This window comes from Oceanicola sp. D3, from assembly GCF_006351965.1.
Taxonomy (GTDB): domain Bacteria; phylum Pseudomonadota; class Alphaproteobacteria; order Rhodobacterales; family Rhodobacteraceae; genus Vannielia.
Window position 1 is genome coordinate 25,136 of sequence record NZ_CP040932.1, and the last position, 15,250, is coordinate 40,385.

Below are 15,250 nucleotides of genomic sequence, written 5' to 3' on the forward strand. Positions count from 1 at the left end.
CGCTGCGCGGTCAACCGGGGGCCGCGCAGCAGCGATGCGTCAGTTGCCCGCTGTATCCTCCAGCCCCTCGGGCGCACCGACCACGACGAAGTGCAGCCCGTCAGGGTCGACCAGCTGCCCGGCGACGCGCTGGATATCCTCCACCGTCACCGCCTCGACATAGCCGTTGCGGTTTTTGATGTAATCCACGCCGAGCTCTTCCATCTGGAGGCCAACGAGAATGTTGGCGATGCGCCCGTTGCCATCAAAGCGCAGCGGGTAGGCACCGGTGAGGTATTTCTTCGCCCGCTCCAGCTCTTCGGCGCTCACACCTTCTGTGGCGAGCTTTTCCCATTCGGCCTTCACCACATCAACGACCTGCGCCACGCGGCCATTGGCAGAGGCGACGTTGCCGCCGATGAGTTCGCCATAGTCCATTGGCGCGACATAGGCATAGATCCCGTAGGTCAGCCCGCGCTTTTCACGGACCTCTTCCATCAGGCGGCTGTTGAAGCCGCTGCCGCCCATGATCTGCATCATCACGAAAACGGGGAAGAAATCGGGGTCGTCCCGCTTGATGCCCTTTTGCCCGAAAGCCACCACCGATTGCGGCGTGTCATAGGGCACCACCGTGAGCCCGCCGGGCAAGTTGTAGTCGACATGTTCGGGCATCTCGGCGCCGGTTTCGGGCAAGCCTGAAAAGAGGCTGTCGAGCAGGTCGGAAAGCCCCTCGGCGTCGATGTCGCCCACGGCGGAGACATAGAGCCTGTCGCGGGCCATGACGCGGGCCTTGGCGTCGAGCATGTCTTCGCGGGTCAGCGCGGCGATGCTCTCTTCGGTGCCGTTCAGATCAGTGCCGTAGGGGTGAGCGCCCCATGCCAGCCGGTCCCATGTGTTTCCGGCGATCTTGTCGGGGTCATTGTCATTTGACTTGATAATGGACTGAACCTGCCCGCGCACCCTGTCGAGCGCGTCCTGATCGAAGCGGGGCTCTTCGATGGCCAGACGGAGAAGCTCAACCACCTCATCCATGTTCTCGGTCAGGAACTTGGCGGAGATTCTCAGCGCGTCATTGTGAACGTCGAAGTCGATCGAGGCGGCGAGGCTATCGCGCGCGGCGGCCCATTCGCGGGCGTTCATATCGCCAGCGCCTTCTTCAAGGATCGCTGTCATCAGGTTGATGGCTCCGCGCTTTCCGGGCGCATCCAGCGAGGCCCCGCCCTTGAAGCGAATCTCAAGCGCCACGAAGGGAATCGAGGGTTCGTTTACCAGCCATGCATCGACGCCGCCGGGCGAAGTGATTTCTTCAATCTCCACCTCGGCCTGCGCGACCAATGGCATAAGGGCAACCAGCAGCCCGCAGGCGATCCGCGTCATGAAGCTCATTGCGAAATCTCCTCGGTTTCCGGTTGCTGTGCCTCGGCCGGCGCGGGTGCGCTTGCGGGTTCGGGCGTTGGGTCTGCGGGGCGGGAGGCATAGCCGGTGACGGAGTTGCGGCTGTTCAGCACTTCGCGGGCAGCCTCCATTACATCCTCAGGCGTGACGGCCTGCAGCACCTCAGGCCAAGCCTGAATATCCTCCACCGTCAGCCCCGTGGTAAGCCCCTCGCCATAACGGCGGGCGAGACGCTGGAGATTGTCCTTGGCGTAGATCTCGCTGGCCTTCAGTTGCATCTTGATCCGCTCGAAATTGTCCATGTCGATCCCGTCCTCAAGGAAGGTCTCGATCACCCGGTCCATATCGGCCTCGGCCTCTTCAAGGCTGCGGCCGGGCACCGGCACCACGTAGAAGCCGAACTGGCCATCATCCAGACTGTTGCCGGAGTAGAAAGACGCGGAATAGACGGCGAGGCTTTCATCGAATTGCAGCATGCGCCCCATCAGCGAGGAGGTCGGCGGGCCGCCCATCAGCTCTGCGAGGAAGGTCAGCGCGGCGGCCTTTCCCTGTGCGCCGCTGTCGCGCTCCGGGGCGAGGTAGGTGCGCACCACATAGGGCTGCGAGATCCGGGGGTCTTCAAACTCCAGATGAACGGCGGCGCGGTGCGGCGGCTCCTGCGGGCGGGCGCGCGGCTTTAGCTCCGGGTTGGCGGGCAGAGGGCCGAAGTGGGTTTCGGCGAGGCGCTTCACCTCTTCGGGCTGCACATCACCGGCAACCACGAGGATGGCGTTGTTGGGCGAATAGTGGAGCTTGTAGAAGTCGAGCGCATCCTGCCGCGTCAACCCCTCCATCTCATGCTTCCAGCCGATGATCGGAATGCGGTAGGGATGATTCATCCACTGTGCGGCGCGGCGATCCTCTCCGAACAGGGCGGACGGATCATTTTCGATGCGTTGGTTGCGCTCTTCGAGGATCACCTGAAGCTCGGTGGCCACATCCTCATCGGTGATCAGGAGGTCTACCATCCGGTCGGCCTCCATCTTCATCATCAATTCCAGCCGGTCAGCGGCGACGCGCTGGAAGTAACCGGTATAATCCCAGGAGGTGAAGGCATTGTCGCTGCCGCCGTTCTCTTCGACCACGCGAGAAAACTCGCCGGGGACCAGATCATCGGTGCCCTGAAACAGCAGATGCTCCAGAAAGTGCGCGATGCCGCTCTTGCCGGGGGCCTCATCGGCGGCGCCGGTGCGATACCAGACCATGTTGACGACCACCGGCGCGCGGTGATCTTCGATCACCACAACGTCCATCCCGTTATCCAGCGAAAAGGTTGTAACCTCTTCAGCCGCAGCGGGCTGGGCGGCGAAAGCAAGGAGCGCGAACAAGGCGGCTCCGGCGCGGCGGATTGGGGTCATCAGCGCTCCTCTCAAATGATGCGAGGGCTACCCTAGGCATGGTGCGAATATGCGCAAGTGGGGCAACGGGGTTGTGAAGCCCGGTGTAACGCGCGCGGCCTTGCAGTTTGGTTAACGATTACTGATAGGCACCGCTGGGCGGGGCGGCGGGCGTCTTTGCTCCGGCGCGGCGGAAGCGCTGCAACTCGGCCTTCTGATCCAGCGACTGGCGGCGATAGGCCTTGTAATACACGTTCACGTTGGCGATCCGCTCCAGCAGCCGCCCATCGTTGCGCTTGCGATACTCGTAATCCTCTGCCGCCAGCACGCCGCGGATATTGCGCGTCAGGCCAAAGCGGGTGACGTGCCCGATCAGCCCTGGCTCGCCCCGGATTTCGCCGCTGCGGTTGAGGCTGTTGGGGTTGCCCCCCAGCGCGGCCACGGCATCCTTGAAGGGCGTCGCATCGGCGCGATTGCTCCCGCCCGGCGTGGGCGGCGGCAGGTCTCTGTAGCTTTCGGGTTGCTGGATCGGCTTGTTGGGCAGGATGGAAAACTCGTCGGGCGTGTCCTGCCCGCGCTGGATGTTCATCAGCTGCGGCTCGCGCGAGCAGGCCGCAACCAACGCGCATAGAGCCAGACCGAGCACCATGCGCCCGGCTGCCGTCTTCCACTTGTGAGCCCCTGAAACCACTCGGCTGTTCCTCAAGTCTTTTGCCCGTTCTAGCGCGTTTCACCGCCCTCGTCAGCCGCCTTTTTCTCGCCGGTCCAGAGGATCAGCCCAAAGGCCCCGGCAAAGATGAAAACATCGGCGAGGTTGAAGAGGTAGGGGTTGGAGATGCCGCAGCAGGACATGTTGAGAAAGTCGACCACGCCCGGGTGCAGCACCCGATCGAGCGCGTTGGCCAGCGCCCCGCCGATGACAAGCCCGGCAGAGGCAAAGGCGCGGGCCAAGGTAAAGCTGCGCATGGCCCAGATCAGCAGCAGCGCCGAAAGCACCACGGCCACGCCAATCAGAAAATAGGCCTGAAGCGGCGAGCCCTCGCCAAAGAGGCCGAAGTTGATGCCGTCGTTGTAGCCCAGACGGAACACGAGGAACGGCGGCCACACATCTTCGCGCAGGACCACCGGCAGGCGGACCACTTCAAGGATCCACCATTTTGAAAGCTGGTCGATCCCGAAGGCCAGAAGGGCGGATATGGTGAGCCAGCGCATCCCTCTTTGCCCGCTCAGTGCCGGAAGTGGCGCATGCCGGTGAAGACCATGGCAATGCCCGCCTCATCGGCGGCGGCAATTACCTCGTCATCCCGCATCGACCCGCCCGGCTGGATCACCGCCGTTGCGCCCGCCTCGACGGCGGCCATCAGGCCATCGGCGAAGGGGAAGAACGCATCGGAGGCCACAACGGAGCCTTTGGTCAGCGGCTCGGGGAGGCCCAGCGCCTCGGCCATATCAAGGCTCTTGCGGGCGGCGATGCGGCTGGAGTCCACACGGCTCATCTGGCCGGCCCCCACGCCCACGGTGGCGCCGTCCTTGACGTAGATGATCGCGTTGGATTTCACGTGTTTGCCCACGGTCCATGCAAAGAGCAGGTCGTTCAGTTGCTCATCGGTTGGCTGCACCTTGGTCACGACCTTCAGGTCATCCTTGGCGATGTGGCCCACGTCCTTGTCTTGCACCAGCATCCCGCCGCTGACCTGCCGATAGGTGAGCAGTGCCTCGCGCGGATCGGCCAATGCGCCAGTGGTGAGCAGCCGCAGGTTTTTCTTGGCGGCGAACACCGCCTTGGCCTCGTCATCGGCACGGGGGGCGATGACCACCTCGGTGAAGATCTCGGAGATGGCGCGGGCGGTGGCACCGTCGAGCGTGTGGTTCAGTGCGATGATGCCGCCGAAAGCGGAGGTGCGGTCACAGTCGAAGGCGCGGCGGTAGGCCTCTTCCAGCGTTTCGCCACGCGCCACGCCACAGGGGTTGGCGTGCTTGATGATTGCGCAGGCCGGGCCGTCTTGCACGGCGAACTCGCTGACCAGCTCGAAAGCGGCATCGGTGTCATTGATGTTGTTGTAGCTCAGCGCCTTGCCCTGATGCTGCTCGGCGGTGGCCACGCCGGGGCGGTTTGAACCATCGGTGTAGAACGCCGCGTTCTGATGCGGGTTTTCGCCATAGCGCATGGTGGAGGCCAGCGTGCCGGCAAAGGCGCGGCGGCGCGGGGTGGGCTGGCCGATTGCACCCGCCATCCAAGTGCTCACCGCCGCGTCATAGGCAGCGGTGCGGGCATAGGCGGTTTGGGCAAGCTGCTGGCGGAAGGCGAGGGTTGTTTTGCCGTCGTTCTCGTCCAGCTCGGCGATCAGGGAGGCGTAATCCTCGACATCGGTCACCACGTTCACGAAGGCATGGTTTTTGGCTGCAGCGCGGATCATCGCCGGGCCGCCGATGTCGATGTTTTCGATGCAGGTGTCGTAATCCGCGCCCTTCGCCACGGTGGCCTCGAAGGGATAGAGATTGACAACGAGCAGGTCGATCGGCTGGATCTCGTGCTCGTTCATCGCGGCCACATGCGCCTCGTTATCGCGCAGCGCAAGAAGCCCGCCGTGCACGCGCGGGTGCAGCGTTTTCACACGTCCGTCCATCATCTCTGGGAAGCCTGTCACATCGGCCACGTCGCGCACATCAATGCCCGCCTCGCGCAGCATCCCGGCGCTGCCGCCGGTTGACAGAATCTCAATGCCGCGCTTGGCCAGAAGCTCGGCAAGCTCCACCAGCCCTTCCTTGTCGGAAACGGAAAACAGCGCACGGCGGATCGGTTGCAGGTTACTCATCGGCATCGGCCCCCTCGGTCAGCCCTGCCCCGCGTCCTCATCCTCGGCGTCATCGTCGTAGGGCGCGCGGAGCGTATCTCGGATGGCGAGCGGGGTATCCTGTGCTTTCGCCAAGGTCCAGCCGATCTCGTGCCCGTAATCCATGACTTTGGCAGAAAGGACGATCTGACGCGCCGCTCTTGGCTTGATCCGCCCCTGTTCGAGGTAGACCGAAGGCTCCAGCGACAGCTCGGCACTGCCGGTGTAGCGGAAGACCCAGATCTCGCCTGATTTCAGCGCCATCGACACCGCCATGCCGCCCATGTCGATTGTCGCGTCGACATCGGGATGCAGGTGGAAATGTGCGGTAAAGGCCACGCCTTGAAGCTGCATGCGCGTCATCGCCGCGTCGAATGCGCGGCGGGCGTCTTCGGTGAAGGCGCGCAGGGTGTCGGTGCCAGACAGGAGGCGGCCCGCCGGGTCGAGGTTGAGCCGCCGCATGTGGGTGAGGCCGTGGGTGGAGCTATAGCCATCATGGCCCGCCAGCAGATGGATGCCGGTATCATCGGCAGTGCGTTCCACCTTCACTTGGCGCGGCACATCCTCCAGAAACTCGCCTCGCTGCCCGCTCGCCGTGGCCAGCCGGGACGAGGAGTAGCGCTCGACTGCGAGCGTGGAGTGTGAGGCGGTTGCACGGCCTGCACGGCGCCAGCTTTCACCAAAGCTCGCCCCCGAACCGCAGCCGACGATCACCGGGCGGCGGCCCGATGTCAGCTCGAAACCCAGCGTTGAGGCATGGGCGCGGGCCGAGGCGGGGCCCTGCGGGGGGCGGGCTGCATCGACAATGACGGTGGTGCGCCCGGCGGCGAGGCGCGCATAGCCCATCGACAGCCCTTCACCCGGCCCGTCGCGCACGCCAGACGCCACCAGCGCAGCATCCAGCCGCCCCTCCAGCCCACGCCCGCCGCCATGAAAGCGCGCAAGACCGCCATCGGCATGGCGCAGGGCGCGCAGGGTGGGGGTGATCCGGGCGATGGCACCGGTGAGGGGGCGGGGAATGGGGTGATCTGCCTCGACCAGCGCATGGGTGGCCCATGTGAGCAGCGTCAGCACCTCCATCAGCTCTTCGGGGTTGCGGGTGGGAATGCCGCCTTCGGCATCGACCTGCCGGTCGCATTCCTTCGACAGCGCCCGAAGGGCCGGGCCAACCCGGGCCTCCATGCCCTTCAGCGACAGACCGGCATAGATCAGCCCGGTCAGCGCCTCGAAACGCGGCAGCCCCGGCGCGGCAGACCGCCAGCGGCGTGACAGGAAGCGCGCCTGCCCGGCCAGCGCCTTGAAATAGGCTTGGCTCTGCTCGGAGTTTCGCCCGTTGAGCAGAAAGATCGCGTGGTTGATCCAGCGGATCAGCCGCCGCCCTGTGAGATCGGGCGTCCAGCCCGCGCCCTGACCCTGCCCGAAGCGCTCGATCCACAGCCATGTCCAAGCCTGCGCCTTCTTGCGTGCGCGCAGATCGCCAACGGCGGCTAGATCATCGAGCCATGAAAAACCCATCAGCGCCTCGGTGAAGTCGGGCGCTGGCGCAGGCATGTCCCAGATCGGGCGGTCATCGCCCTGCGCTTCCACGAGGTAGCCGGCGAAGAGATAGGTGCCCGCCACAAGCTGCCGCCCCTTGGCAAAGCTGCCGATGGTGCGCGGTTCGGGCTGGCTGGTGAAGGCCGTGGGCGGACGCGCCCAAGTGGCCAGCCGCGCTTGCAGCCGGTTGGCCATGCGCGTCCACTTCGCGGAGGGATGCTTTGCGAGGGTGCCTGCCATCATGCTCTCGGGTCGCCGTGTTGGGCGGTTTGTTGATTTTGGAATAGAATAAGGCGGCGCGGCGCGGGTGTCACCGGCGAAATGGGCCTGATTGGAAACGGGCGGAACCCGGCTTCCGCCTCCCCTGCCCTATGGCCCGGCCCTATTGCTTGTGCAAAACCGCGATGAAGAACCCGTCCATCCCGCCGCGCTCGCTCCAGAAATCCGGCCTGAGCCGCAGGCTGTTGCCCGCGCGCCAGCCATCTTCGATCCACTCCGCCTCGGGCCGGACGGGGTTGAGGCCGGCCACCTGCGCCTCTCCCTCTTCGGGCAAGAGCGAGCAGGTGCAGTAGACCAGCCGCCCGCCGGGCTTCAGCCAGTTCATCGCCCGCTCCAGCATCGCCGCCTGAAGCGCGAACAACTCCTTGAGGCCCTTGCCATCCTTCACATGGGGCAGATCGGGGTGGCGGCGGATGGTGCCGGTGGCCGAGCAGGGCGCGTCGAGCAGAATTGCGTCAAACTGCTCCTCCGGCTCCCATTTCAGCACATCGCCCGACACAAGCTGCGCGGCGAGGCCGGTACGCGAAAGATTCTCTTCCACCCGGCCGAGCCGCCGCGCTGAAAGATCCAGCGCCACCACATCTGCACCTGCCGCCGCGAGCTGCATGGTCTTGCCGCCGGGCGCGGCGCAGAGATCGAGCACCCGCTCGCCCGGCTGGGCGTTCAGCAGTTTGGCCGGCAGGGCTGCGGCGGCGTCTTGCACCCAGAAGGTACCCTCTGCGAACCCCGGCAGCGCGGTTACCTGCACGGGCCCGGTGATCCGGACGGATCCCGTGGGCAGCAGCGTGCCGCCCGTCGCCTCGGCCAGCGCCGCCGCATCGCCCTTTGCCGTCAGGTCCAGCGGCGCGCCTACACCGTGGGCGGCTTCAATCTGCGCCACCACGGCATTGCCATAGGCCGCCCCCAGCCGCCCGCGCAGCCAGTTTGACAGGCGTGTGGGCGGCGCGGCATCGAAGGCCGCCTGACCCTCTTGCGACACCTTGCGCAGCACTGCATTGGCCATGCCAGTCGCGCGTGGGCTGGCCTGCCGGGTCAGGCTCACCGCCTCGCTCACCACCCCGTGCGCCGCCTCGCCCAGCGCCAGAAGTTCCACCGTGGCCAGCCGCAGCACATCGCGCACGGGCGCGGGCGGTGCTTTTTTGAGGTAGGGCTTCAGGGCCGCATCGGCCGGGCCAATATTGCGCAGGGTAGCACCGGCCAGCCGCTGCGCACGCGCCAGCACCTCAGGCGGCGCCTGCGTAGCCGCCACAAGATCCGACATCATGATCCGCTGCGCCAGAACGCCCTTGATGAATGAAAGTGCCAGCTCCCGCGCCGCATCGGCCATGGGCCTTCCCCTTTTCCCGTCAGGTCTCGCGGGCTATATCACGAGCCGAGCCCTGACAAGGAGCGCCGTGATGGCCGACCGTCCCGAGACCAAGAAAGACCTGCCCCCTGAGGCCCAGCGCGCGTTGGCCGAGGCAGAAGAGCGCCGCAAGGCCGCGAAGGCCGATGAGCTACCGAAGGAACTCGGAGGCCGCGACGGCCCCGAACCGGTGCGCTATGGCGACTGGGAGAAAAAAGGGTTGGCGATCGACTTCTGAGGGGGCTCATCCGCCATTCGAGGCGTCCTCACCCGGGCGAAGAGGGCCCAGGAGGGGTCCGATGAGCCCGCTTGGCCTAGCTTTCGCTTAGCCCCAGAACATCTAGCATCGAGTAATGTCCGGGCTTGCGGCCCTGCCCCCAGAGCGCCGCCTTCAGCGCGCCCTTGGCAAAGAGGCTCCGGTCGGTCGCGCTGTGCGAGATCGTCAGCCGCTCGCCCGGCCCGGCGAAGATCACGTCATGCTCGCCGATGATGTCGCCGCCGCGGATGGCCGAAAAGCCGATCTGCCCGCGCTTGCGCGCCCCGGTGATCCCGTCGCGCGCGGCCTCATACACCTCTTTCAGCCCATGACCGCGCCCCTCGGCAGCCGCCTCGCCCAGCATCAGCGCAGTGCCAGAGGGCGCGTCCACCTTGTGCCGGTGATGCGCCTCGACCACCTCGATGTCGAAGTCTTCGTCGAGCGCAGCGGCCACTTTCTTCACCAGAACTGTCAGCAGGTTGACCCCGAGAGACATATTGCCTGCCCGCACGATCACCGCGTGGCGCGCGGCGAGGTCGATTTTCTCGATGTCGGCATCCGTAAGCCCGGTGGTGCCGATCACATGCACAGCCCGCGCCTGCGCGGCCAGCGCGGCCATCTCCACCGTTGCAGCGGGGGCGGTGAAGTCGATTACCGCTTGCGCCTTTGCCATGGCCTCCAACGGATCTGCCGTGACTTGCACGCCCAGCGCTGCGCCGCCCATGGCTTCGCCCACGTCGCGGCCAATCCACTCGTGGCCCTCGCGCTCCAGCGCTCCGGCCAGCCGCATCACCGGGCTCTCCTGCACGCTCTGCACCAGCATCCGGCCCATCCGGCCGGAGGCTCCCATCACCACGATCCCGGGCACATCCATCATCTCGCATCGTCCTTCTTGCGTTCGGCCCCGTTTAGCTGACGCGGCGGTGCGGCGCAAAGCCCGCCTTGCGCGAGCCGAACCGGCGTCTTATGTCCGGGCCATGGCGAAGAACAAGTTTCATGAAGGGTCCGGCCCCTCGCAGCGTCAGCTCCGCGTGGGTGAAACCATTCGGCGGGCGTTGGCACAGGTGCTTCAGCGCGGCGAGGTGCATGACGATGACCTCGGGCGAATCTCGATCACCGTCAGCGAAGTGCGCTGCTCCCCCGATCTGAAAGTGGCCACAGCCTATGTGATGCCGCTTGGCGGCTTTCATGCCCAAGAGGCGTTGGAGGCCCTGCGCCGCAACCGCTCGGAGCTGCGCCGCGCCGTCAACAAATCGCTGGCGCTCAAGTTTTCGCCCGAGTTGCGCTTTCAGCTCGATGAAACCTTCGATCGGATGGATGACACCCGGCGGATGTTTTCGGAAGAGCGTGTGCGGCGCGACATCGAAGCCGATGAAGATGATGACGCCGCGGATTAAGCGCCTTCTGGCCCCGCTGCTTGCGCTGCTCACCGCTGCGCCGCTCTCTGCCGCGCCAGCCTGCCGCGACATCGCCCATCAGGGCCGCGCCTATACGCTTTGCACGCTGGATGCCGCGGCAGATGATATTCGCCTGTTTCACTCCGACGGCGGCAGGGTCATCGGCAGTTTCGCCCGGCTGGAAGATATGCTGGCGGAGGAGGGGCTTGCCCTGACCTTCGCGATGAACGCGGGCATGTATCACGAAGATCGCAGGCCAGTTGGCCTTTACCTCGAAGAGGGCCGCCAGACGGCGCCGCTTGTTGCCAACCCGGGGCCGGGCAACTTTGGCCTCCTGCCCAACGGCGTCTTCTGCCTGATGGAGAACCGCGCCGCCGTTGTGGAAACCCTCGCCTATCGCGCCAACCCACCCGCCTGCCGCTACGCCTCGCAATCCGGCCCGATGCTGGTGCTGGACGGCAAGCTGCACCCGCGCTTTCTGAAAGACAGCACTTCGCGGCATTTTCGCAATGGCGTGGGCGTCGCGGCGGATGGCCAGACCGTGCATTTCGTCATCTCCGACGAGCGGGTCACCTTCTGGGAGTTTGGCACCCTGTTTCGTGATGCGCTCAAAACCCCGAATGCGCTGTATTTCGACGGCTCCGTCTCGCGGCTCTTTGCCCCCTCGATCGGGCGGCATGACACCGGGTTTCCGCTCGGGCCGCTGGTGGGTGCCGTGGTGCCGAAAGGCTGATTTCGCGGCTTTCCGGCAAGGCCCCGCCTGCTTCGCCCCAGCCCCGAAACGCCCGACAAAACCCCTCGCAGAATCGCTCCGCCCCATGCTACCCCTAGTGGCATGAACGCGCCCCGCCCCAATATAGGCCCTGAGACGAGCCTCGATCTGCCGCAAATCCGGCAACTCGACGAAACGGTTATCAACCGGATCGCCGCGGGCGAGGTGGTTGAGCGCCCGGCGTCCGCCGTCAAAGAGCTGATTGAGAATGCGCTTGATGCGGGGGCGACCCGGATCGACGTGACGATCTCACACGGCGGCAAGACCCTGATCCGCGTCACAGACGATGGCTGCGGCATTCCCGCCGCTGATCTGCCGCTGGCGCTCTCGCGCCACGCCACCTCCAAGATCGACGGCTCTGATCTGCTGGAAATCCGCTCCTTCGGCTTTCGCGGCGAGGCACTGCCCTCGCTCGGCGCGGTGGGGCGGCTGGTGATCACCTCCCGTTGCGCGTCCGGCGATGCCGCGCAGATTTCCTGCACCGGCGGCACCCTCGGCGAAGTAAAGCCCGCTGCGCTCACATCCGGCACGGTGGTTGAGCTGCGCGATCTGTTTTATGCCACCCCGGCGCGCCTTAAGTTCCTTCGCTCCGACCGGGCGGAAACTCAGGCCATATCAGAGGTGGTGAAACGGCTGGCGATGGCCGAGCCTTTCACCAGCTTCACCCTACGCGACGAAACCTCCGGCGAGCCCCGCACCACCTTTCGCGCCGATGCGCAATCGGGCGATCTCTTTGACGCACTCGCAGGCCGGCTCGCCACCGTGCTGGGGCGCGACTTTGCCGAAAACGCGATCCGCCTGGATGCCGAGCGCGAGGGGCTGCACCTAACGGGCTACGCGGCGCTGCCGACCTATTCGCGCGGCTCCTCGGTGGCGCAATTTCTCTTCGTCAACGGGCGGCCGGTGAAGGACAAGCTGCTGATCGGCGCGCTGCGCGGCGCCTATGCCGACTACCTCAGCCGCGACCGCCACCCGGCGGCAGTGCTGTTTCTTGATGTCGACCCGCAGCGGGTGGATGTGAACGTGCATCCGGCCAAATCGGAAGTGCGCTTTCGCGAACCGGGCGTGGCGCGGGGGCTGATCGTTTCAGGCATTCGCCATGCGCTGGCCGAAGCAGGACACCGCGCCTCAACCACCGTGGCGGGCGAGGTGCTGGGGGCGATGACGCCTGAACGGGCGGCGGGGGAGCCGCCGCGTGTGTATCAGATGGACCGGCCCGCGAGCGAACGCGCGCAGAGCTACCGGTTCCCATCGCCGGTGATTGAGCCGATGGGTTTTGCCGAAGCGCCAACGGGCCGGGTCGAGGACACGCCGCAGGGCGTGGATGAGCCCCTCACCCACCACCCGCTAGGCGCGGCGCGGGGGCAGGTGCACGAAAATTACATCATCGCCCAAACCGAGACCGGCATGGTCATTGTCGATCAGCACGCCGCCCATGAGCGCCTCGTCTACGAAAAGCTGAAACGCCAGATGGCCGAAAACGGCGTGGCCGCGCAGGCGCTGCTGATCCCCGAGATCGTGGAACTTTCGGCGCAGGATGCCGCGACCCTGCTGACCCATGCAGAAACCTTCACCCGCATGGGGCTGACGCTGGAGCCCTTCGGCGCCGGCTCCATCGCCGTGCGCGAAACCCCAGCGATTCTCGGGGAGATCAACGCCGAGGCCCTGCTGCGCGATGTGCTGGACGAGCTGGATGACATTGGCGAAAGCCAGCTGGTGCAGGAAAAGATCGAAGCGATCCTCTCGCGCGTCGCCTGCCACGGCTCCATCCGCTCAGGCCGCCGCATGCGCGCCGAGGAGATGAACGCCCTGCTGCGCGAGATGGAAGCCACCCCCCACTCCGGCCAGTGCAACCACGGGCGGCCCACCTATGTGGAACTGAAGCTGCACGATATCGAGCGGCTCTTCGGGCGGCGATGAACGAAACGGCCCCCTTCACCCTCCGGCTGGACGATCCGGCCACGCTGGCGCTGTTGGCCGGGGCCCTCATCGCCCTTGTGCTGCTGGCGCTGCTCATCACCACTGTGCGCCGTGCGGGCCGGGCCGCCGAGGCTGCCGGGCAGATTGGAACCGTGTCGCGCGCGGTAGAAGCCTTGGCGCAGGGGCAGCACGAGCTTGGCGGGCGGATCGCCTCGGTGTCTGAAAGCCAGCAAAACGGGCAGGCTCAGATCGTCTCTGCCATGGAGGCCCGGCTGGCCGAGGTGCAGGCACAGATGGCCGACCGGTTGCATCAGACGGCGCTGCATTCAGCACGCACTCTCAACGATATGAAGGAGAAGGTGACCGAGACCCTCACCGGCTCTTCCAAGGCCACCACCACCTCGCTGACCCAATTGACCGAGCGGCTGGCGCAGATCGACAAGGCGCAGGCGAATATCGAGAAGCTCTCTGGCGATGTGCTGGGGTTGCAGGACATTCTCTCCAACAAGCAGACCCGGGGTGCCTTTGGGGAGATTCAGCTGAACGATATCGTCTCCAAGGCGCTCCCCCGCGACAGCTACACGCTGCAGGCCACTCTGGCGAACGGCAAGCGGGCGGATTGCCTGATTCACCTGCCGAACCCGCCCGGGCCCATCGTCATTGACGCCAAGTTTCCGCTGGAGGCCTACGAACAGCTTCGCAATGCCGCGAGTGATGCAGATAAGACTGCCGCCGCCCGGGCGATGCGCACGGCGGTGAAGGCCCATATCTCCGCCATCTCCGAGAAGTACATTGTGGAAGGCGAAACCGCCGACGGGGCACTGATGTTTTTGCCGTCCGAGGCGGTTTATGCCGAGTTGCATGCCAACTTCCCCGAGGTTGTGCGCGAGGGTTTTGCCGCGCGGGTCTGGATCGTTTCACCCACCACCTGCATGGCAACGCTCAACACCATGCGGGCGGTGCTGAAGGACGCGCGGATGCGGGAGCAGGCGGGCGCGATCCGCAAGGAACTGGCGCTGCTGCATGGCGATGTTGAGCGGCTGGGCACCCGCGTTGGCAACCTTGACCGACACTTCGGGCAGGCGGCGAAAGACATCGAAGATATCAAGATCTCAGCCGAGAAGGCTGGCAAGCGGGCACATCGGCTCGACAGCTTCGATTTTGAGGAACTTGCACCGGCGGATAGCGGGCAGGGTGTCCCCCTCACTGGCCCACCTTCCGGCTCCACACGCTGAAACCTGCTCAATTCGCGGGCAATGGCGTGAATTTGAACGTCATCCAGCCGCCGAGTTGAACCTCCCCGTGACCCACGCGTTATAGTCTGATCGGTACGGCGCAGAATCACCCCGCGCCGGTGACCGCATTTGAACAGCTCAGGGCTTTACGGAGGAGAGAGATTTCATGATCGAATGGCAGGGTAAACGGTATTGGATTATTGGTGCAGGCTCCGCGCTTGGCCGGGCTCTGGCCGATCAACTCTCTCGTGTGGGCGCCGAACTGGTGCTGACCAGCGCCGAGCCCGAAGCCATGGAAAAGCTGGCCGAGATGCTACCCGGCAAGGCCTCGGCGATGACGGCCGACGTCTCGGATGCTGAAGCCATGAGCGTGGCCGCGAAGGATGTTGGCGCTGTTGATGGCGTGATTTACCTGCCCGATGGCCAGGGCGGCCATGGGGCCCGCACGTGGGACACTGCCGCGATCAAGAAGGTGATCGACCGTAATCTCGATGGCGCGTTGAACACCGTTGGCGCGGTGCTGCCCGGCATGGTGGAGGCCGACAAGGGCCACCTGCTGCTGGTCGCTGGCCTCTCAGCCTACCGTGGGCTGCCCGGAGAAATCGGCTATGGCACCTCGATGGCTGCGGTGATGCACCTTGCCGAAGAACTCTATGCCGAGCTGCGCAACTCCGGCGTTCAGGTGCAGCTGGCCTGCCCGGGCCACGTGATTGAGCCCGAGCCGACCGCAGAGGGAGACACCCCCGCCGCCCTGCCCCCCTCGGTGATGACCTCGGAGGCCGCCGCGCGGGAGCTCTTTGAGCATATGAACGATGATGTCTTCCAGCGGAGCTTCCCAACGATGCGGGGCTGGGTTGTGCGGTTGTCGCAGCTGATGCCCAACTGGCTCTACTACCGCCTGTTCCGCTCGCAGCTCTGAGGGGCTG

At 65.5% G+C, this 15,250-nt stretch carries 14 protein-coding genes; 6 read left to right on the forward strand and 8 right to left on the reverse strand.

All coding sequences use genetic code 11. The annotated features are described in order from the left end of the window. Positions 1-39 precede the first annotated feature (39 nt). The 7 genes from FHY55_RS00140 to FHY55_RS00170 all read right to left on the reverse strand — a co-directional run bounded on the left by FHY55_RS00140 (position 40) and on the right by FHY55_RS00170 (position 8,726). On the reverse strand, positions 40-1,365 hold the full coding sequence (locus FHY55_RS00140) for a M16 family metallopeptidase (RefSeq protein WP_371707095.1): 1,326 nt from the start codon (positions 1,363-1,365) through the stop codon (positions 40-42). Beyond that, the gene (locus FHY55_RS00145; RefSeq protein ID WP_140012260.1) at positions 1,362-2,771 is read right to left on the reverse strand and encodes a pitrilysin family protein; all 1,410 of its coding nucleotides are present in this window, start codon (positions 2,769-2,771) and stop codon (positions 1,362-1,364) included. The genes FHY55_RS00140 and FHY55_RS00145 overlap by 4 nt, the downstream gene beginning before the upstream one ends. A 118-nt stretch (positions 2,772-2,889) precedes the next feature. Continuing rightward, on the reverse strand, positions 2,890-3,399 hold the full coding sequence (locus FHY55_RS00150) for a DUF3035 domain-containing protein (RefSeq protein ID WP_140015939.1): 510 nt from the start codon (positions 3,397-3,399) through the stop codon (positions 2,890-2,892). Between the two features lie 71 nt (positions 3,400-3,470). Further along, positions 3,471-3,962 (reverse strand): signal peptidase II, encoded by a 492-nt coding sequence (lspA, locus tag FHY55_RS00155; RefSeq protein ID WP_140012261.1) that lies wholly within the window; start codon positions 3,960-3,962, stop codon positions 3,471-3,473. Between the two features lie 14 nt (positions 3,963-3,976). Further along, positions 3,977-5,566, reverse strand: coding sequence for a bifunctional phosphoribosylaminoimidazolecarboxamide formyltransferase/IMP cyclohydrolase (gene purH, locus FHY55_RS00160; protein WP_140012262.1), 1,590 nt, complete (start codon positions 5,564-5,566; stop codon positions 3,977-3,979). An 18-nt stretch (positions 5,567-5,584) separates the two neighbouring features. Continuing rightward, the gene (locus FHY55_RS00165; RefSeq protein WP_254695380.1) at positions 5,585-7,363 is read right to left on the reverse strand and encodes a heparinase II/III family protein; all 1,779 of its coding nucleotides are present in this window, start codon (positions 7,361-7,363) and stop codon (positions 5,585-5,587) included. Between the two features lie 139 nt (positions 7,364-7,502). Next, on the reverse strand, positions 7,503-8,726 hold the full coding sequence (locus tag FHY55_RS00170; RefSeq protein WP_140012264.1) for an RsmB/NOP family class I SAM-dependent RNA methyltransferase: 1,224 nt from the start codon (positions 8,724-8,726) through the stop codon (positions 7,503-7,505). A 70-nt stretch (positions 8,727-8,796) separates the two neighbouring features. Here FHY55_RS00170 and FHY55_RS00175 point away from each other — a divergent pair, with 70 nt between their 5' ends. After that, positions 8,797-8,982, forward strand: coding sequence for a DUF1674 domain-containing protein (locus tag FHY55_RS00175; RefSeq protein ID WP_140012265.1), 186 nt, complete (start codon positions 8,797-8,799; stop codon positions 8,980-8,982). A 76-nt stretch (positions 8,983-9,058) separates the two neighbouring features. Here FHY55_RS00175 and dapB read toward each other — a convergent pair whose 3' ends face one another. After that, positions 9,059-9,877 (reverse strand): 4-hydroxy-tetrahydrodipicolinate reductase, encoded by an 819-nt coding sequence (dapB, locus tag FHY55_RS00180; RefSeq protein WP_140012266.1) that lies wholly within the window; start codon positions 9,875-9,877, stop codon positions 9,059-9,061. 100 nt (positions 9,878-9,977) lie between these two features. Between dapB and rbfA the strand changes: the two genes are divergently transcribed. The 5 genes from rbfA (at position 9,978) to FHY55_RS00205 (ending at position 15,243) form a co-directional block, all read left to right on the forward strand. Beyond that, complete coding sequence (gene rbfA / locus FHY55_RS00185) at positions 9,978-10,397, forward strand: 30S ribosome-binding factor RbfA (RefSeq protein ID WP_140012267.1); 420 nt, start codon at positions 9,978-9,980, stop codon at positions 10,395-10,397. Then, entirely contained in the window at positions 10,381-11,130 is a 750-nt protein-coding gene (locus tag FHY55_RS00190; protein WP_140015940.1) for a phosphodiester glycosidase family protein, read from the forward strand. Before rbfA ends, FHY55_RS00190 begins: the two co-directional genes overlap by 17 nt. Positions 11,131-11,232: 102 nt before the next feature. After that, positions 11,233-13,089: a DNA mismatch repair endonuclease MutL gene (gene mutL / locus FHY55_RS00195; protein ID WP_140012268.1), complete on the forward strand. Its 1,857-nt coding sequence runs from the start codon at positions 11,233-11,235 to the stop codon at positions 13,087-13,089. Beyond that, a complete protein-coding gene (locus FHY55_RS00200; RefSeq protein ID WP_140012269.1) occupies positions 13,086-14,324 on the forward strand; it encodes a DNA recombination protein RmuC in 1,239 nt (412 codons plus the stop codon). The genes mutL and FHY55_RS00200 overlap by 4 nt, the downstream gene beginning before the upstream one ends. A 166-nt stretch (positions 14,325-14,490) precedes the next feature. Further along, the gene (locus FHY55_RS00205; RefSeq protein ID WP_140012270.1) at positions 14,491-15,243 is read left to right on the forward strand and encodes an SDR family oxidoreductase; all 753 of its coding nucleotides are present in this window, start codon (positions 14,491-14,493) and stop codon (positions 15,241-15,243) included. Positions 15,244-15,250 lie beyond the last annotated feature (7 nt).